Below are 17,346 nucleotides of genomic sequence, written 5' to 3' on the forward strand. Positions count from 1 at the left end.
GCCTACACGAAACTGAGCGCATCGCGGCCGAGGGGCGGAACGAGCCCCTCGGCCGCGGCGCGCGTCAGCAGTCCACGTACCGCCGCATAGCCGTCGTCCCCGAGGTCCGCGGTGAACTCATTGACGTAGAGGCCGATGTGCTGGTCGGCCACCTTCGGGTCCATCTCCTGGGCGTGCTCCAGGACGTACGGCCGGGAGGCCTGCGGGTCGTCCCACGCCATGCGCACCGACGTACGGATGGATTCGGCCAGCAGCCGCAGCGTCTCGGCGCCCAGCGAGCGCTTGGCGATGATCGCGCCGAGCGGGATGGGGAGCCCGGTCGTGGACTCCCAGTGCTCGCCCATGTCGGCGAGGCAGCGCAGTCCGTACTGCTGATAGGTGAACCGGGCCTCGTGGATGACGAGTCCGGCGTCCACCTTGCCGTCGCGTACCGCCGGCATGATCTCGTGGAAGGGCATCACGACGATGTCGCCGACGGCGCCGGGGACGGCGGCGGCGGCCCAGAGCCGGAACAGCAGATGCGCGGTGGAGCGCTCGCTGGGCACGGCGACGGTCTTCCCCTGCAGATCCACCCCCGCCTCGCGCGTCAGCACCAGCGGCCCGCAACCGCGGCCGAGTGCGCCGCCGCAGGGCAGCAGGGCGTACTCGCCGAGAACCCACGGCAGCACGGCATACGACACCTTGAGCACGTCCGATTCCCCGCGCTCCGCCATGCCGTTGGTGATGTCGATGTCCGCGAAGGTCACATCGATGGCGGGCGCGCCGGGGACGCGGCCGTGTGCCCACGCGTCGAAGACGAAGGTGTCGTTCGGGCACGGCGAGTACGCGATCTGCAAGGTCACGGCTTTTCCTCGAGGACGGGGGTGAGCTGCTGGAAGGCGTGCCGCAGCGAGTCCAGGGCCTGGCCGATGCGCCAGGCGGCGCGGTCGCGCGGCCCGACGGGGTTCGAGACGGCGCGGATTTCGAGGACGGGTACGGAGTGGGCAGCGGCGGCCTCGGCCACTCCGAAGCCCTCCATCGCCTCGGCGGCGGCGCGGGGATGACGCGCGGTCAGCTCGGCGGCGCGGGCGGCGGTGCCCGTCACGGTGGAGACGGTGAGGACGGGCGCGTGCACGGCGTCGAGGATCTTGGCGACGCGGGCGGCGAGCTCGGGGGGCGGGAGGTGGACACAGCGTCCGAAGCCGAGTTCGTCGACGGGGAGATAGCCGTCGGGGGTGTCGGCGCCGAGATCCGCGGCGACGATCGCGTCCGCGACGACGATCGCGCCGAGGGGCGCGAGTGGCTGGAACCCGCCGCCGATCCCGGCGGAGACGACGAGGTCGTACGCGCCGGTGGCGAGCGCGGTTGCGGTGCCCGCGGCGGCGGCCGCGGGGCCGACACCGGCCGCGAGTACGTCCACGTCACCGTGGCGGGTGAGGGCGTACGAGCCGGGCAGCTGCCGTGACTGCGGTACGGGAGCGGTGAGCCCCGCGGCGACGGATCCGGCCTCCGCCGCCACCGCGGTCACCACCAGTACGCGCACCGCACGAGCCTCCGGATCATTCCTTCTCGAACTGGAAATGCCAGATGCCGATGACCTTCTTGCCGCTGGTCTCCATGATGCTGACCGGGGTCTTGCTGGTGGTCTCGCCGGTCTGCGAGGAGAAGAAGGCGTTGCCGGGGATGGTCCGGTACGACTTCTTGTACGGCTCCTGCTCGACGGGCTGACCGCTGAACAGCAGCGTCCAGCCGTGGTCCGCGATCTCCGGGTCGACGCCCATGCGGACCTTGTCGTCCAGGGCGACCTTGATGGTCTTGGCGGGCTTCTCGGTCAGGCAGCCCTGCAGCAGGGATTCCTTGATCGGCTTGCCGTCGTTGTAGCAGGCCGCCTCGGTGTGGACCGAGTCCGTGCCGACGGTCACGGTCGCGAGCGGGGTCGGCTTGTCGCAGGCGGAGAGTACGAGGAGCCCGGCGGAGACGGCACCGAGAGCGGCAGCGGCCCGGCGGCGCTTGCCCGAGAAGAACGCAACGGTCATGGCTCGAAGGCTATCGGTCGCACCGTCTCCCGCCACGCGGGGGTCACCGTGCCGCGCGTCACGCCGGGCGGCCCGGCCCGGCGGCGGGTTCGTCGTCAATCGCCGGACGGGTTTGGAGTGCCCGGGCACATCAAGCCCCGCCGGCGATTGAGGGGTGGAGGTCCCCCCACACCCGCAGGGCGTAGGGGGAGGGTCCGGGGCGGAGCCCCGGTGCCTACGCGACCCGCGGGCGCGGGTGGCTGCCGTGTCGCGCCGCCACCAGAAGGCCCCGGATCGACACACCCGCCCCCACGCCCACGATCCCCGCCGCCACCGACATCCCCAGTACCCCGTTCAGCGGGAGCGCGATGCCGATCGCGCCCCCCACCACCCAGGCCATCTGCAGCAGCGTCTCGGAGCGGGCGAACGCCGAGGTGCGGACCTGTTCCGGCACGTCGCGCTGGATCAGCGCGTCCAGGGACAGCTTCGCCAGGGCCTGGCACAGGCCCGCCGTCGCGGCCAGGACCGCCACCATGCCCGCACCGAAGAACACCGCCGCGGTGATCGCCGCCGCCAGCACCACCGCCTGCACCGTCGCGATGATCACCTCTGGGCCGCGCGCCTTCAGCCACGCCCCGACCGTCGTGCCGAGCGCATTGCCCACGCCCGCCGCCACGCCCACTATCCCCAGCGAGACCGCCGCGCTCTGCCCGCCCAGCGGATGGTCCCGCAGCAGAAACGCGAGGAAGAAGATCAGAAAGCCGGAGAGGCAGCGAAAGGCGGCGTTCGCCTGCAGTCCGTGCAGTACGGACGGCCCTACCGTCCGCAGGCTGGGCTTCGTCTCCCCGTGCGTCAGCATGTGCGCCTTGCGCTCGCCCTTCGCCGAGTCGACCTTGTGCGGCATCGTGAACGCCCAGTACGCGCCCAGCAGGAACAGCGCGCACGCCCCGTACAGCGGCCACTCGGGCCCCACCTTCTGCAGCCCGATCCCGATCGGCGCGGCGATGCCCGTCGCCACCAGCCCCGCCAGCGTCACCCGGGAGTTCGCCTTCACCAGGGAGAACCCCGGCGGCAGCAGCCGCGGCACGACCGCGCTGCGCACCACTCCGTACGCCTTCGACGCGACCAGCACCCCGAGCGCCGCCGGATACAGCTCGAGTCTGCCCGTCGCCACCGCCCCCGACATCGTCAGCGCCAGCACCGCGCGGGTGAGCATCGAGCCCGCCATCGCCGCCCGGCGGCCGTGCGGGATGCGGTCCAGAAGTGGTCCGATGACGGGTGCCAGCAGGGTGAAGGGCAACATCGTGACCGCGAGGTAGAGCGCGACGCGGCCGCGCGCCTCGTCCGTCGGTACGGAGAAGAAAACCGTCGACGCGAGCGCGACGGTGATCATGACATCGCCCGCGCCATTGACCGCGTGCAGCTCGATCAGCTTGCCCAGGCCCGACTCGCCCGCGCCATGGGCATGGGTCGCCTTGCGGATGCCGCGCGCCGTCCCGGTGAACGGCAGATGCAGGGCGCGGCCGACCGACCGGCCGGCTCGTCTGAGCTGCCCGGCTCCGTCGGACGACCTCGCGGCTGTCACCCCGTCATAGTGCCCCAAGCCCTGCTCGGGCGAACCGTGATGCGGTGTTGTTAGCCCCTTGTTGGGGCAGGCAGGTGGGCGGGGAGCGGCAGAGGGGGTAGCGTGCGTAGCGCGCCACCGGCGGTTGTTCTTGGCCGCGCGCCTCTTCGGCATCCCGCAGAATGGATGACGGTAGGTGTGCCCGAGACAGCTTGGTCTGGGCGCGGACGTCGATGCGGCCCTCCGGTCCGCTCCGCCTGCGGCCCGTACCTCATGTCTCGGCCGGCGCACCCGTGAGACGGCGTAGGAGAGAAGCGAGACCTGTGAGTGCTGCGACGCGAAGCCGTACCCCCGACCGTCTGTGCGCCGAGGCGGTAGATCTAGCCCGGGCGGCTGCCGAGGAGGCCGCGGCCCCGGGAGTGGTGGGCGAGCATGTGTCCCTCGTATCGGAGGGTGACCGGGTCGTCACGCACTTCTTCGAGTGCAAGGAGATGGGCTACCGCGGCTGGCGCTGGGCCGTCACCGTCGCCCGGGCCTCCCGCGCCAAGATCGTCACCCTCGACGAAACCGTCCTGCTCCCCGGCCCCGACGCTCTCCTCGCGCCCGAGTGGGTGCCGTGGAGCGAGCGGCTGCGGCCCGGCGACATGGGCCCGGGCGATCTGCTGCCCACGGAGGCGGACGATCCGCGCCTGGAGCCCGGCTACACCGGCGAGGACGAGCCTCCGCCGAACTCGGTGCTCGCGGACCAGCCGTCGCACGACCTGGCCGAGCGCGTCGAGGCGGAGGACGCGGAGCTGACCGACCGCAGGCCCGCGGATGCCTCCGTCGACAACGGCCGCGGTTCGATCGCGTCGCTCGCCGAAGAACTCGGCATGCGCCGGGCCAGGGTGCTCTCCCGGTACGGGCTGCGGCTCGCTGCGGAGCGCTGGGAGGACGCCTTCGGACCCAGCACCCCGATGGCGCAGGCGGCCCCCGCGGCGTGCGTGAGCTGCGGCTTCCTGGTTCCGTTGGCGGGTTCGCTGCGCCAGGCGTTCGGAGTGTGCGCGAATGAGTTCTCACCGGCGGACGGCCGGGTGGTGTCCCTGGCGTACGGCTGCGGAGGGCACTCCGAGGCGGCAGTGATGCCGAAGACGCCGAAGCCTCCGCCGCCGGTGCTCGACTCGATGGGCGCGGACGAGTTCCCGCTGCGACCGGTCCGCGACAGCGGCTCGGTCTCGCCGGAACCGGACGGCGAGTCCGAGGATCTCGGCCACTCGTAGGTTTTCGCTGTCCTCCATCGGTCCTCCGAGGCCCGCCCGCCGGGGCGGGCCGGTCGGCGTCCGCCCGACAAGGGCCTTGAGCCCACTCACCGGGCAGTAACGGCCAACGCCTGCGGCCCACGGTCACCACGGATGCCCGTACGGGGGTACCTTCGGCCGCACAGGCATCGGCGTTAACCGGAGAGAGCGGAGTCACAGCGTGAGCGTCAGGACGACCGAGTGGGCCGACCCCTTCGGGACGGCGCGGCTGCGGCGCGGGGTGCTCGACGCGTGGGGGGCCAGTCCCGCCCGCTTCCGGGAGGACGCCAACGCCGAGGAGGACCTCGTACTCGGCGGCTACCGGGACCGCCTCGTCGTAGAGCTCGCCCAGAACGCCGCGGACGCCGCGGCGCGAGCAGGTGTGCCGGGCCGGCTCCGGCTGACGCTGCGGCCGGCCTCCGGCGACCAGCCTGCCGTACTCGCCGCCGCGAACACCGGCGCGCCGCTGGACGCGACCGGCGTCGAGTCCCTGAGCACCCTGCGCGCCTCTGCCAAGCGCGAGGGCCATGAGGCAGCCGTCGGCCGCTTCGGCGTCGGCTTCGCGGCCGTCCTCGCGGTGAGCGACGAGCCCGCGGTCGTGGGCCGCCACGGCGGCGTGCGCTGGTCCCTCGCGGAGGCCAGGGGACTCGCCCAGCAGGCGGCCCAGGCGAGCCCCGGCCTCGGCGACGAGCTGCGCCGCCGTGACGGTCATGTCCCGCTGCTGCGGCTGCCGCTGCCCGCCGAGGGCACGGCGCCCGAGGGGTACGACACCGTGGTCGTCCTGCCTCTGCGCGACGGCGCCGCGGTCGACCTGGTCGATCGGCTGCTCGCCGGGGTCGACGACGCGCTGCTGCTCACGCTGCCCGGTCTCGCCGAGATCATCATCGAGACCCCCGACGGCGTACGGGAGTTGAGGCGCTCCGTGCACGGGGCGTATGTACACATCGAGGACAGCGCCGGCGGCGACCGGCGCTGGCGGGTGGTCAGCCACAGTGGCGGCATCGAGCCCGCGCTGCTTGCGGACCGGCCCGTCGAGGAGCGGCTGCGGCCGCACTGGACCGTCACCTGGGCCGTGCCCGTGGACGACGAGGGCGCGCCCGCCCGCCCGCGCACCGCCCCCGTGGTGCACGCGCCGACACCCACCGACGAACCCCTCGGCGTGCCCGCGCTGTTGATCGCCTCACTCCCGCTGGACACCACCCGCCGCCACCCGGCGCCCGGGCCGCTCACCGACTTCCTGGTGCGCAAGGCGGCGGACGCGTACGCCGAACTGCTGGGCCACTGGCAGCCGGTGAGCGTCGGCACCATCGACCTGGTGCCCGGCCTGCTCGGCAAGGGCGAGTTGGACGGCGCGCTGCGGGCGGAGATTTTGCAGCGGCTGCCGCGTACCGCGTTCCTGGAGGCGGCCGCCCCGCGCGACGTGTCCGGCGAGGACACCGGTCTGCCGGACCGCGAGATCTCCGCCGGGCTGCGGCCCATCGAGGCGGAAGTCCTGGAGGGCGCGGGCGCGGAGACCGTACAGGTGCTGGCCGAGGTGATGCCGAGCCTGCTGCCCGCGGGTCTTGAGCGCCGGGTCGAGCTGCGTACGCTCGGCGTCGCGCGGGTGCCGCTGACCGAGGCGATCGACCGGCTCGCGGGTCTTGAGCGCGAGCCGGGCTGGTGGCAGCGGTTGTACGACAGCCTTGCGGGCGTCGACCCGGACCGGCTGTCCGGGCTGCCCGTGCCGCTGGCCGACGGCCGTACGACGATCGGGCCCCGGCAGACGCTGCTGCCGCTGGCCGAGACTCCGCCGCAGCTGGCCCGGCTCGGCCTGAAGGTCGTCCATCCCGAGGCCGCCCACCCCCTGCTCGAGAAGCTGGGCGCGCTGCCGGCGACGCCGCGCGCCGTACTGACGACTCCGCAGGTGCGGACGGCGGTGGCGGGCTCGCTGGACGCGGGCGAGGTCTGGGACGAAGACGCGCTGGACGCGGACGAGCTCGCGGAAACGGTGCTGGCACTCGTACGGGACGCGGGCATCGAGCCCGGAGACGAGCCGTGGCTGGGCGCGCTGGCGCTGCCGGACGAGGACGGAGAACTCGCTCCTGCGGGTGAACTGGTCCTCCCGGACAGCCCGTTCGCCTCCGTGATGCGCGAGGACGAACTGGCACTGTGCGACGCCGAGCTGGCCGAACGGTGGGGTGAACAGCCGCTTGCCGCGTGCGGTGTGCTGGCGAACTTCGCGCTCGTACGGGCCACGGATGTCGTCCTCGACCCCGATGAACTGGAGCCCCGCGACGGGGACTTCGCCGAGCCCGACGACCCGGGTCTGCTGGACGCGGTCGACGTGTGGTGCGAGGACGTTCTCGACCGGCTGCCGGACACGCCGGTGCCGCCCGTCGCAACCGAGCTGGTCGCGGTGCGCGACCTGGACCTGGTGGACGACGACTGCTGGCCCCAGGCGCTGGCGCTGCTGGCGCAGCCGCCGCTGCGGGACGCGCTGACCCAGTCCGTACGGATCCTGCTGCCGGACGGCACGACGCAGACGGTGGGTCCGTACACGGCATGGTGGCTGCGGGACCATCCGGTACTGGACGGTCGCCGCCCGGCGGGCCTGCGGGCCTCGGGCGGGGACCCGCTGCTGGCGGGCCTGTACGAGTCCGCCGACACGACGGGCTTCGAGGACACCGAGGTGCTGCGGGCGCTGGGGGTGCGCACGTCGGTCGCCGCACTGCTCGACGAGCCGGGCGGCGCGGCGGAACTCCTCGGCCGCCTTGCCGACCCGGACCGCCCGGTGCGGGCGGCCCAGTTGCACGCCCTGTACACGGCGCTGGCAGACCTCGACCCGGAGCAGGTCACGCTCCCGGACGAACTCCGCGCGGTCGTGGACGGCGAGGTCCGCGTGGTCGACGCATCCGACGCGGTGATCGCGGACGCGCCCGATCTGCTCCCGCTGACGGGCGGCATGCCGCTGCTTCCGGTGGCCCCTTCACGGGCCGCGGACCTGGCGGAGCTCTTCCAGGTCCGCCGTCTGAGCGAGACGGTCCCGGCGGAGGTGACGACTCGGGGCGAGGAACACGAGGTCCCCGAATCGGTGCACGTCCTCCTCGGCCCGGCCACGCCGGCGACGTACGTGGAACACGAGGAACTGATCGCCGGCGGCACGGAACTGGAGTGGCGCCGCACCCCGGACGGCGTGATCCACGCGGCGACGCTGGAGGGCGTGGCGGCGGCGCTGGCGTGGGCAACGGGCCAGTGGCCACGCCGTTTCGAGGTGGCGGCACTGCTGGAGGACCCGTCGCGCACGTCCGAACTGGAAACGGCGCGCTGGTTCGACGCGAATTCGTAGCGGGTGTTTGCCCCGCCGACGATCGACCCTCTCGATGGTCCGGTACATCGCGTTGCGGTGGGATGTCCTGGGCGTCTGCCGGGAAGACGTCGAGCAGGCGCGGGGGCGGGCGTCCAGGCCGTCACAGGCCCCGGTGTCGCACCGCGAGCCGCGGATCCGGAGGGCGGGCGAGGTCACCACCCGCGCCCGCCTGGTCCCCGGCGATCTGGTCATCTCCTACGGCGGCGGCCACGTCGCCCTCTACATCGGCGACGGCAAGGTCAGCCACGCCCCGCGCCCTGGTCGCACGGTCACCGTGGCATCGCTTGCCGCTCCGTCCAGCGTTGTCGGCTACCGCCACATCACCCGGTGACTGAAGCGGATGACTGGCGCTCCCCAATGACCGGCTTCTACGCGGAGCCGCGTCAAAACCCGGCGAGATGTCAAAGGGCATGAGATCCCACAAACGTACGGCCCTCGGCGGGGAGAATGCGGTCCGCCAGCCCCCGCCCGCTGAGGCGGCCGGCTACGCGGCGAACCGCCGGTCCACCACCCGCCACGCCACCTCCAGCAGCGCCGCCCCCGCCGTCGCGATCCCCACCGCCCCCCACGGCATCGTCGTCCCCACCAGCTTCAGCGCGAAGAAGTGCTGCAGCCACGGGACCACCAGGACCAGCAGGAAGCACGCCACCATCGCCGCCACCAGGCAGACCCGCCACCATGTGTACGGGCGGGCGATGATCACCAGGACCCACATCGAGACCAGGAACAGCGTCAGAGTCGCCGCGCTTGTCTCCGCGTCCAGTGATCCCGGGCCGCTGTAGTGGGACCTGGCCAGCAGATACGTACAGAACGTGGCCGCCGCCGCGATCGTGCCCGCCGGGATCGCGTACCGCATCACCCTGCGCACGAAGTTCGGCTTCGCACGCTCCTTGTTCGGCGCCAGCGCCAGGAAGAACGCCGGGACTCCGATCGTCAGCGTCGACAGCAGCGTCAAGTGCCGTGGCAGGAAGGGGTATTCGACCTGACTGCACACCACCAGGATCGCCAGCAGCACCGAGTAGACCGTCTTCGTCAGGAAGAGCGTGGCGACGCGCGTGATGTTGCCGATCACCCGGCGCCCCTCCGCCACCACCGAAGGCAGCGTCGCGAAGCTGTTGTTGAGGAGCACGATCTGGGCCACCGCCCGCGTCGCCTCCGAGCCCGAGCCCATGCTGACGCCGATGTCCGCGTCCTTCAGCGCGAGCACGTCGTTGACGCCGTCGCCGGTCATGGCGACCGCATGGCCACGCGACTGCAACGCGCCGACCATGTCGCGCTTCTGCCGCGGAGTGACCCGGCCGAAGACCGAGTTCGCGTCCAGCGACACGGCCATCGCGGCCTGCTCGGTGGGGAGCCGCCGCGCGTCCACCGTGTTCTGCGCGCCCGGCAGGCCGAGCTTTCCGGCCACCGCGCTCACCGACACCGCGTTGTCGCCGGAGATGACCTTGGCGTGGACGTTCTGCTCGTCGAAGTAGCGGAGGGTGTCGGCCGCATCCGGCCGCAGCCGCTGCTCCAGGACGACCAGCGCGGCCGGCTGCGCCCCCGCGCCGGCCAAGGGCGCGTCGAGGTCGCCCGCCGCCCGGGCGAGCAGCAGCACCCGCAGGCCCTGGTCGTTGAGCTGATCGATCTCGGCCAGGGTGGCGTCGCCCGTCGGCAGGAGCACATCGGGCGCGCCGAGGAGCCAGGTGGAACTCTCGCCGTCGCCCTCGCTGAAGCTCGCGCCGCTGTACTTGCGTGCCGAGGAGAACGGCAGTGACTCAGTGCACCGCCAGTCCTCGTTGTCCGGATAAGCGTCGATGATCGCCTGCAACGACGGGTTCGGCCGTGGGTCGGACTCACCGAGTGCGCCGAGGACCTTCTGTACATAGCTCTCGTCCGAGCCGCCCAGCGGGCGCAGCTCGGCGACGTCCATGCCGCCCTCCGTCAGCGTGCCCGTCTTGTCGAGGCAGACGACATCGACCCGCGCCAGGCCCTCGATCGCGGGCAGCTCCTGTACGAGGCACTGCTTGCGGCCGAGCCGGATGACGCCGATCGCGAAGGCGACCGACGTCAGCAGCACCAGCCCCTCGGGGATCATCGGCACGATGCCGCCGACGGTCCTGGCCACCGAGTCCTTGAAGTCGTTGTCCTTGACCACCAGCTGGCTGATGACGAGCCCGATCGCGGTCGGGATCATCATCCAGGTCACGTACTTGAGGATCGTGCTGATGCCGTTGCGCAGCTCGGAGTTGACGAGCGTGAAGCGCGACGCCTCCTCCGCGAGCTGCGCCGCATATGCCTCGCGCCCCACCTTCGTCGCCGTGAACGCGCCGCCGCCCGCGACCACGAAGCTGCCCGACATCACCGGGTCGCCGGGTTGCTTGGGCACCGGGTCGGCCTCGCCCGTCAGCAGCGACTCGTCGATCTCCAGGCTGTCCGCCTCCGCCACCTCGCCGTCCACGACGACCTCGTCGCCGGGCCCGAGTTCGACGAGGTCCCCGAGGACGATCTCGGTGGTGGAGACCGCCGCGGCCGTGCCGTCCCGCCGTACCGTCGGCTTGGCCTCGCCGATGAGCGCGAGCGCGTCCAGCGTCTTCTTGGCGCGCAGCTCCTGGATGATGCCGATACCGGTGTTGGCGATGATCACGTACCCGAAGAGGCTGTCCTGGAACGGCGCGACGAAGAGCATGATCAGCCACAGCACGCCGATGATGGCGTTGAAGCGGGTGAAGACGTTCGCGCGGACGATCTCGGTGAGGGAGCGCGAGGAGCGGACGGGTACGTCGTTGACCTCGCCCCGGGCGACCCGCTCGGCGACCTCCGCCGTCGTCAGTCCACTCGCCCGTGGCGCGAGCGCGGACTTGGGCAGCTTTCTGGGGTGTACGGGATCCAGTTCGGCACCCGCGTCGATGGAGGGTCCGCCCGGCTCGGGGCCGTCCGCGTCGATCCTCGACCGCTGAGTCATGGTTTCGACGGTACGGCCGGAATGGCCGGTTCACCCGCCGAGTGCTCCCGGGATCAGACCTCGGGAGGAGGCGAATCGTCCCGTGGCACTACGAGTCGTCCCCTGCCCTACAACGCCCGGCACTACGGGCGGCGCGGTACGGGCTACTTGCCCTCGTCCCGCTCGCCTTCGTCGCTCGACGCGGACGATCCCGCGGCCCGCGACGGCTCCGCGGCCCCGGCCGTCTCCGCGACCTGCGCGCGCTTGAGCGCCGCGTCCCGCCCCCGTACGTACCAGATGCCGATCAGGCCAAGACCGCCACCGGCCAGGCAGGTCCACACCCACCACATCAGGTCGCGCTCGGCGAACCAGTTGTAGAACGGGATCTGGACCAGGAAGAGGACGAACCAGAGGATCGTGCCGCCGGTGATGGTGGCGACGACCGGCCCCTCCAGGGGCTCGGGTGCCTCGTGCTTGGGGGTCCACTTCGCCATGCGCACAGTGTAGGCGGCGGCCGTTTGCGCCCAGTGGGCACAGCCGTCTACGCGCGGAGATAGCGATCTCCCCCTGATGTGTTCATACTGAAACGGTTTGCACGTGTGACCGGAATCTTCGTACGAACCACCAAGACCGCATCTGATGAGGACCCGCATGACCCCCTCGGCCCCTGCCGCGGCCCCCGCCTCCCAGCCGCCGGCCCCCGAGCATCAGCCGAAGGGTGCACTCGGCAGCCTGGACCGTTTCTTCAGGATCTCGGAGCGCGGCTCCACGGTCTCCCGCGAGATCCGGGGCGGATTCGCCACCTTCTTCGCGATGGCGTACATCATCGTGCTGAACCCGATCATCCTCGGCAGCGCGAAGGACATGTACGGGCACCAGCTCGACGGCGGCCAGCTCGTCACCGCCACCGTGCTCACTGCTGCCTTCTCCACGCTCCTCATGGGCGTCATCGGCAATGTCCCGATCGCGCTCGCGGCCGGGCTCGGCGTGAACACCGTCGTGGCTCTGCAGCTCGCGCCCCGGATGTCCTGGCCGGATGCGATGGGCATGGTCGTGCTCGCCGGTTTCGTCGTGATGCTGCTGGTCGCCACCGGTCTGCGCGAGCGCGTGATGAACGCCGTGCCGCGCAGCCTGCGCAAGGGCATCGCGATCGGCATCGGCCTCTTCATCATGCTGATCGGCCTGGTCGACTCGGGCTTCGTCTCCCGTATCCCCGACGTCGCCAAGACGACCGTCCCGCTCCAGCTGGGCGTCGGCGGCCATCTGGACGGCTGGCCGGTCCTCGTCTTCGCTCTCGGTGCGCTGCTCACGCTCGCGCTGATCATCCGCAAGGTGCCGGGCGCGATCCTGATCTCCATCGTCACGATGACGATCGTCGCGATGGTCATCAACGCCGTGGCGACGGTACCGAGCTGGGGTCTGACCACGCCCACGTGGCCCGGTAATCCGGTCGCGTCCCCCGACTTCGGCCTGGTCGGCCAGGTCAGTCTGTTCGGCGGCTTCGGGAAGGTCGGCTATCTGACGGGCGTGCTGTTCGTCTTCACGGTGCTGCTGTCCTGCTTCTTCGACGCGATGGGCACGATCCTCGGTGTCGGCGACGAGGCCAGGCTGATGGACAAGGACGGCAAGCTGCCCGGCATCAACAAGGTGCTCTTCGTCGACGGCATCGCCGTCGCCGCGGGCGGCGCGACCTCGTCCTCGGCCTCCACCTGCTTCGTGGAGTCCACGGCGGGCGTCGGTGAGGGTGCCCGTACCGGCCTCGCGTCCGTCGTCACGGGTGCGCTGTTCTCGGTGGCGCTGTTCCTCACGCCGCTCGCCACGATGGTCCCGTCCCAGGCGGCGACGCCCGCGCTGCTGGCGGTCGGCTTCCTGATCCTGGCCGGTTCGATCCGGGACATCGACTGGGACGACTTCACCGTCGCCGTGCCGGCCTTCCTGGCGATGGTGATGATGCCGTTCACGTACTCCATCACCAACGGCATCGGCATCGGCTTCATCACCTTCAGCCTGCTGCGGCTGGTGACCGGGCGGGGCCGCGAGGTGCCCGTCGCGATGTACGTCGTCTCCGCCGTGTTCGTCTTCTACTACGCGATGCCCGCGCTGGGCCTCACGTAAGGCGCGTACGCCGTCTCACGCGCGGCGGTTCACGTCCGGCCTTCACGCGCGGCCGTTCACGTCCGGCCGTAGAACTTCTCTGTCTCGTCGACGGCCGCCTTGAAGCGTTCGTCGAAGTCATCGCGGATGAGCGTCTGGACCACATAGTCCTGGACGCTCATTCCGCGTCTGGCGGCATGGTGCCTGAGCCGGTCGAGGAGCTCACCGTCTATCCGCAGGCTGAGGACTGTCGATCCCATGTCGGCCAGCGTTGCCGGACGGCCACGGCCAGTGCATCACTTTCCGGATATGTCTCACTCATATGAGTGATGAACTGATCTCGTATCCGCGCCCGCGGCCCATGCGCGAAATCTCGACTGGTCTTTAGGCTGGGTAATGAGTTACGCTAACGAACATGCCTGATCTGTCCCACGGCAACGACGCCGACGTCGCCGCCGTGAACTCTCTGCGCTCGGCCGTGATGCGGCTGGGCCGACGCCTGAAGCATCAGCGCGTCGACGAATCGCTGAGCCCCACCGAGATGTCGGTGCTCGGCACCCTCGCCCGCTGCGGCTCGGCCACCCCCGGTGAGCTGGCCCGCAAGGAGCACGTCCAGCCGCCGTCCATGACCCGGATCGTGGCACTGCTCGAAGCCAAGGGACTGGTCCGGCTGGAGCCGCACCCCGATGACCGCCGGCAGAAGGTGGTCAGCCAGACCGAGCAGGCCGAAGCCATGCTCGAAGAGAGCCGCCGCAAGCGGAACGTCTGGCTGGCCTCGCTCGCCGAGGGCCTGGACGAGGACGAGTGGGCGAAGCTGCGCGCAGCCGCCCCCGTACTGGAGAAGCTCGCGCACCTGTAAAGACCAAACTGAGGAGGCGAACCGTTTTGAGTTCGGGACCCGGAGCAGACTCCGCACCCGCACCCTCTCCTACAACCATGTTCAGCTCGCTGAAGATCCGTAACTACCGGCTCTTCGCCACCGGGCAAGTCGTTTCCAACACCGGCACCTGGATGCAGCGCATCGCCCAGGACTGGCTGGTGCTGACCCTGACGGGATCCGCGTCCGCCGTCGGCATCACCATCGCGCTGCAGTTCCTGCCGATGCTGCTCTTCGGTCTGTACGGCGGAGTGCTCGCCGACCGGCTGCCGAAGCGGCCGCTGCTGCTGGCCACCCAGTGCGCGATGGGCCTCACCGGTCTCGCGCTGGCCGTCCTCACCCTCAGCGGGCACGTCCAGGTCTGGCACGTCTATCTCACGGCCTTCCTGCTCGGCCTCGTCACCGTGGTCGACAACCCGGCCCGGCAGTCCTTCGTCGCCGAGATGGTCGGCCCCGACCAGCTCGCCAACGCGGTCAGCCTCAACTCCGCCAACTTCCAGTCCGCGCGCCTCGTCGGCCCCGCCGTCGCCGGTGTGCTGATCACGGCCGTCGGCAGCGGCTACGCCTTTCTCTTCAACGGCCTGTCGTTTCTCGCCCCCATCGTCGGCCTGCTGTTGATGCGCCCCGGCGAACTGCACAAGGTCGAGCGCGCGCCACGCGGAAAGGGTCAGCTGCGGGAGGGGCTGAAGTATGTCGCGGGCCGGCCCGAGCTGATCTGGCCGATCGTCCTCGTCGGCTTCATCGGCACCTTCGGCTTCAACTTCCCGATCTGGCTGTCGGCCTTCGTGGACGACGTCTACCACTCGGGCGCGAGCACATACGGCCTGCTCAACACGCTCATGGCCGGCGGCTCCCTGGCCGGCGCCCTGCTCGCGGCCCGGCGCGGCACCTCGCGGCTGCGGGTGCTCGTGGGCGCGGCGGTGCTCTTCGGCGTACTGGAGATCGTGACCGCGTTCGCGCCGCAGTTCTGGATCTTCGCGGTGCTGTTGGTGCCGATCGGGATGTTCGGCCTGACGGTCAACGTCACGGCCAACTCCAGCATTCAGATGGCGACGGAACCGGCTATGCGAGGCCGCGTGATGAGCCTGTTCATGATGGTCTTCGTGGGCGGTACGCCGCTGGGCGCGCCCCTCGTCGGCTGGATCACCGACACCTACGGACCGCGGATCGGCTTCGCGGCGGGCGGCACGGTGGCGCTGATCGCGGCGATCGGAGTCGGCGTGATGCTCGCCCGGGTGGGCGGGCTGCGCCTGAAAATAGATCTGCGGCGGGGACGTCGGCATGTGGAATTCGTACCGAGGGAGCAGCTGGCGACAGCCGCGTGAGCCGGTCCCGGGGTCCGGCCGGTCCCGTACAGCCGTCCCGGGCAGTCCGGGTCGGCCCCGGTCGGTTTCGTACGGCCGTCCGGTCGGTCTCGTACGGCCGTCCGGTCGGTCACGTAGCCCGGTCCGGTCCGGCCGGTCTCTGCCTGGCCGGGACGGCCTCGGCCAGTTCCATCGGTCCCGTACGGCCCCGGTTTGGGCCAGACTCGGATCATGAGACTCTTCGCCGCCGTACTGCCGCCCGCCCCGGCAGTCGACGAACTCGTCCGTGCCGTCGACCGGTTGAGAACCCTGCCCGGCGCGGACGACCTGCGCTGGACCGGCCGGGCCGGCTGGCACTTCACGCTCGCCTTCATGGGCGAGGTCGACGACGGCCTGCTGCCCGAGCTGCACGAGCGGCTCGGGCGGGCCGCCCGCAGGTCCTCCGCCTTCCCGCTCCGTCTCCACCAGGGCGGGCGGTTCGCGCACCGGGCGCTGTGGACCGGCGCCGCGGGCGGCCTGGAGGAGATGCGCCTGCTCGCGGAACGCGCGGACGCGGCCGCCCGTCGGGCCGGGGTCAGCATGGAGGAGCACCGCCGCTTCCAGGCGCATCTCACGATCGCCCGCAGCCGCCACGACGCCGATCTGCGCCCGTACGTCGAGAAGCTCAGCGGCTTCGAGGGCACGCCCTGGGAGGTGGCCGAGCTCGCGCTCGTACGCAGCAACCTGCCGGTGAGCGGGGTGAAGGGCGAGGAGCCGCGCTACGAGACGGTCGGTGCCTGGCCGCTCGGGCGGTCCGGTTAGTCTCGAAGTGTGAATCCCAAGACCAGAAACCAGATCATGGCCGCCGTACTTGTGCTGATGTTCGCGATCATCGCCGTCACGGCCCTGGTCGGACAGTAAGGCCCTGGTCGGACAGTAGGGCCCCGGCCGGTCAGGAGGCCTGACCGCGACCACCACGCCCGCTGTGCCGCCCGCTACCAGGCGAAGGCCTCGGGGGCCGGTCCAGGACCGGGGAAGATCTCGTCGAGGCCCGACAGCACGTCGTCGCTCAGCTCGAGCTCGACGGCGCGCAGCGCGGACGCCAGCTGGTCCGCCGTACGCGGCCCGACGATCGGCCCGGTGACTCCCGGCCGGGTGAGCAGCCAGGCCAGCGCGGTCTCGCCCGGCTTGAGGCCGTGCTTGTCGAGGAGATCCTCGTACGCCTGGACCTGTGCCCGAACGGCGGTGCTGGCGAGCGCGTCGGCGCTGCGGCCACTCGCCCGCCGCGCCCCCTCGCTCTCCTTCTTGAGCACACCGCCGAGCAGCCCGCCGTGCAGCGGCGACCACGGGATGACCCCGAGGCCGTACTCCTGCGCGGCGGGGATGACCTCCATCTCGGCGCGGCGCTCGGCGAGGTTGTACAGGCACTGCTCGCTGACGAGGCCGTACGAACCGAGGCGGCGGGCCGTCTCATTGGTCTGGGCGATCTTCCAGCCGGGGAAGTTGGAAGAGCCCGCGTAGAGGATCTTGCCCTGGTGGATGAGGACATCGATCGCCTGCCAGATCTCCTCGACGGGCGTGCGCCGGTCGACGTGATGGAACTGGTAGAGGTCGATGTAGTCCGTCCGCAGCCGCTTGAGGCTGGCTTCGACGGCGCGGCGGATGTTGAGTGCGGAGAGCCGGTCGTGATTGGGCCAGGGCTCGCCGTCGCCGGCCATGTTCGCGTAGACCTTGGTGGCGAGGACGACCTTGTCACGGCGCTCGCCGTCCCCGGCGAACCAGCTGCCGATGATCTCTTCGGTACGGCCCTTGTTCTCGCCCCAGCCGTAGACATTGGCGGTGTCGAAGAAGTTGATCCCCGCGCCGAGCGCGGCGTCCATGATGGTGTGGCTGTCGGCCTCGTCGGTCTGAGGCCCGAAGTTCATCGTCCCGAGGACGAGTCGGCTGACCTTGAGTCCGGTGCGTCCGAGCTGCGTGTACTTCATGAG

The 17,346-nt window shown here is 71.1% G+C and carries 15 protein-coding genes; 7 read left to right on the forward strand and 8 right to left on the reverse strand.

Features of this window, described 5'->3' with window-relative positions; genetic code table 11:
* Positions 1-2: 2 nt before the first annotated feature.
* From OG729_RS21825 to OG729_RS21840, 4 genes are all read right to left on the reverse strand, one after another.
* Entirely contained in the window at positions 3-842 is an 840-nt protein-coding gene (locus OG729_RS21825; RefSeq protein ID WP_405807734.1) for a 1,4-dihydroxy-6-naphthoate synthase, read from the reverse strand.
* Positions 839-1,522: a futalosine hydrolase gene (locus OG729_RS21830; RefSeq protein ID WP_405807735.1), complete on the reverse strand. Its 684-nt coding sequence runs from the start codon at positions 1,520-1,522 to the stop codon at positions 839-841. The genes OG729_RS21825 and OG729_RS21830 overlap by 4 nt, the downstream gene beginning before the upstream one ends.
* A 16-nt stretch (positions 1,523-1,538) precedes the next feature.
* A complete protein-coding gene (locus tag OG729_RS21835) occupies positions 1,539-2,015 on the reverse strand; it encodes a DUF2771 domain-containing protein (RefSeq protein WP_360868051.1) in 477 nt (158 codons plus the stop codon).
* A 214-nt stretch (positions 2,016-2,229) separates the two neighbouring features.
* Entirely contained in the window at positions 2,230-3,579 is a 1,350-nt protein-coding gene (locus OG729_RS21840) for an MFS transporter (protein ID WP_405807736.1), read from the reverse strand.
* Positions 3,580-3,881: 302 nt separating this feature from the next.
* On the opposite strand from OG729_RS21840, the gene OG729_RS21845 reads away from it, so the two are divergent.
* From OG729_RS21845 to OG729_RS21855, 3 genes are all read left to right on the forward strand, one after another.
* A complete protein-coding gene (locus OG729_RS21845) occupies positions 3,882-4,817 on the forward strand; it encodes a DUF3027 domain-containing protein (protein ID WP_360868045.1) in 936 nt (311 codons plus the stop codon).
* A 199-nt stretch (positions 4,818-5,016) separates the two neighbouring features.
* Positions 5,017-8,160, forward strand: coding sequence for a sacsin N-terminal ATP-binding-like domain-containing protein (locus OG729_RS21850; RefSeq protein WP_405807737.1), 3,144 nt, complete (start codon positions 5,017-5,019; stop codon positions 8,158-8,160).
* A gap of 34 nt (positions 8,161-8,194) precedes the next feature.
* Positions 8,195-8,512 (forward strand): NlpC/P60 family protein, encoded by a 318-nt coding sequence (locus OG729_RS21855; RefSeq protein ID WP_405807738.1) that lies wholly within the window; start codon positions 8,195-8,197, stop codon positions 8,510-8,512.
* A 153-nt stretch (positions 8,513-8,665) separates the two neighbouring features.
* Here the strand turns inward: OG729_RS21855 and OG729_RS21860 are convergent, their stop codons facing one another.
* Positions 8,666-11,125, reverse strand: coding sequence for an HAD-IC family P-type ATPase (locus OG729_RS21860; protein WP_405807739.1), 2,460 nt, complete (start codon positions 11,123-11,125; stop codon positions 8,666-8,668).
* Positions 11,126-11,268: 143 nt separating this feature from the next.
* On the reverse strand, positions 11,269-11,598 hold the full coding sequence (locus OG729_RS21865) for a DUF2530 domain-containing protein (RefSeq protein WP_360868038.1): 330 nt from the start codon (positions 11,596-11,598) through the stop codon (positions 11,269-11,271).
* A 157-nt stretch (positions 11,599-11,755) separates the two neighbouring features.
* Between OG729_RS21865 and OG729_RS21870 the strand changes: the two genes are divergently transcribed.
* On the forward strand, positions 11,756-13,219 hold the full coding sequence (locus tag OG729_RS21870) for an NCS2 family permease (protein WP_405807740.1): 1,464 nt from the start codon (positions 11,756-11,758) through the stop codon (positions 13,217-13,219).
* A 56-nt stretch (positions 13,220-13,275) separates the two neighbouring features.
* Here the strand turns inward: OG729_RS21870 and OG729_RS21875 are convergent, their stop codons facing one another.
* The gene (locus OG729_RS21875) at positions 13,276-13,458 is read right to left on the reverse strand and encodes a ribbon-helix-helix protein, CopG family (RefSeq protein ID WP_360868032.1); all 183 of its coding nucleotides are present in this window, start codon (positions 13,456-13,458) and stop codon (positions 13,276-13,278) included.
* A gap of 155 nt (positions 13,459-13,613) precedes the next feature.
* On the opposite strand from OG729_RS21875, the gene OG729_RS21880 reads away from it, so the two are divergent.
* The 3 genes from OG729_RS21880 to thpR all read left to right on the forward strand — a co-directional run bounded on the left by OG729_RS21880 (position 13,614) and on the right by thpR (position 16,180).
* Entirely contained in the window at positions 13,614-14,057 is a 444-nt protein-coding gene (locus tag OG729_RS21880; RefSeq protein WP_360868029.1) for a MarR family transcriptional regulator, read from the forward strand.
* Positions 14,058-14,083: 26 nt separating this feature from the next.
* Positions 14,084-15,400 (forward strand): MFS transporter, encoded by a 1,317-nt coding sequence (locus OG729_RS21885; RefSeq protein WP_405807742.1) that lies wholly within the window; start codon positions 14,084-14,086, stop codon positions 15,398-15,400.
* A gap of 210 nt (positions 15,401-15,610) precedes the next feature.
* Complete coding sequence (gene thpR, locus OG729_RS21890) at positions 15,611-16,180, forward strand: RNA 2',3'-cyclic phosphodiesterase (RefSeq protein ID WP_360868024.1); 570 nt, start codon at positions 15,611-15,613, stop codon at positions 16,178-16,180.
* Positions 16,181-16,353: 173 nt separating this feature from the next.
* Here the strand turns inward: thpR and OG729_RS21895 are convergent, their stop codons facing one another.
* A complete protein-coding gene (locus tag OG729_RS21895; protein WP_360868022.1) occupies positions 16,354-17,343 on the reverse strand; it encodes an aldo/keto reductase in 990 nt (329 codons plus the stop codon).
* Positions 17,344-17,346 lie beyond the last annotated feature (3 nt).

This window comes from Streptomyces sp. NBC_00210 (assembly GCF_045160975.1).
Lineage (GTDB): Bacteria > Actinomycetota > Actinomycetes > Streptomycetales > Streptomycetaceae > Streptomyces.

Bases quoted from the DNA above. Each gene is read 5' to 3' on its own strand.
- thpR (WP_360868024.1), top strand. From the start codon at position 15,611: ATGAGACTCTTCGCCGCCGTACTGCCGCCCGCCCCGGCAGTCGACGAA.
- OG729_RS21875 (WP_360868032.1), bottom strand. From the start codon at position 13,458: ATGGGATCGACAGTCCTCAGCCTGCGGATAGACGGTGAGCTCCTCGAC.
- OG729_RS21895 (WP_360868022.1), bottom strand. From the start codon at position 17,343: ATGAAGTACACGCAGCTCGGACGCACCGGACTCAAGGTCAGCCGACTC.
- OG729_RS21835 (WP_360868051.1), bottom strand. From the start codon at position 2,015: ATGACCGTTGCGTTCTTCTCGGGCAAGCGCCGCCGGGCCGCTGCCGCT.
- OG729_RS21865 (WP_360868038.1), bottom strand. From the start codon at position 11,598: ATGGCGAAGTGGACCCCCAAGCACGAGGCACCCGAGCCCCTGGAGGGG.
- OG729_RS21880 (WP_360868029.1), top strand. From the start codon at position 13,614: ATGCCTGATCTGTCCCACGGCAACGACGCCGACGTCGCCGCCGTGAAC.
- OG729_RS21855 (WP_405807738.1), top strand. From the start codon at position 8,195: ATGGTCCGGTACATCGCGTTGCGGTGGGATGTCCTGGGCGTCTGCCGG.
- OG729_RS21860 (WP_405807739.1), bottom strand. From the start codon at position 11,125: ATGACTCAGCGGTCGAGGATCGACGCGGACGGCCCCGAGCCGGGCGGA.
- OG729_RS21870 (WP_405807740.1), top strand. From the start codon at position 11,756: ATGACCCCCTCGGCCCCTGCCGCGGCCCCCGCCTCCCAGCCGCCGGCC.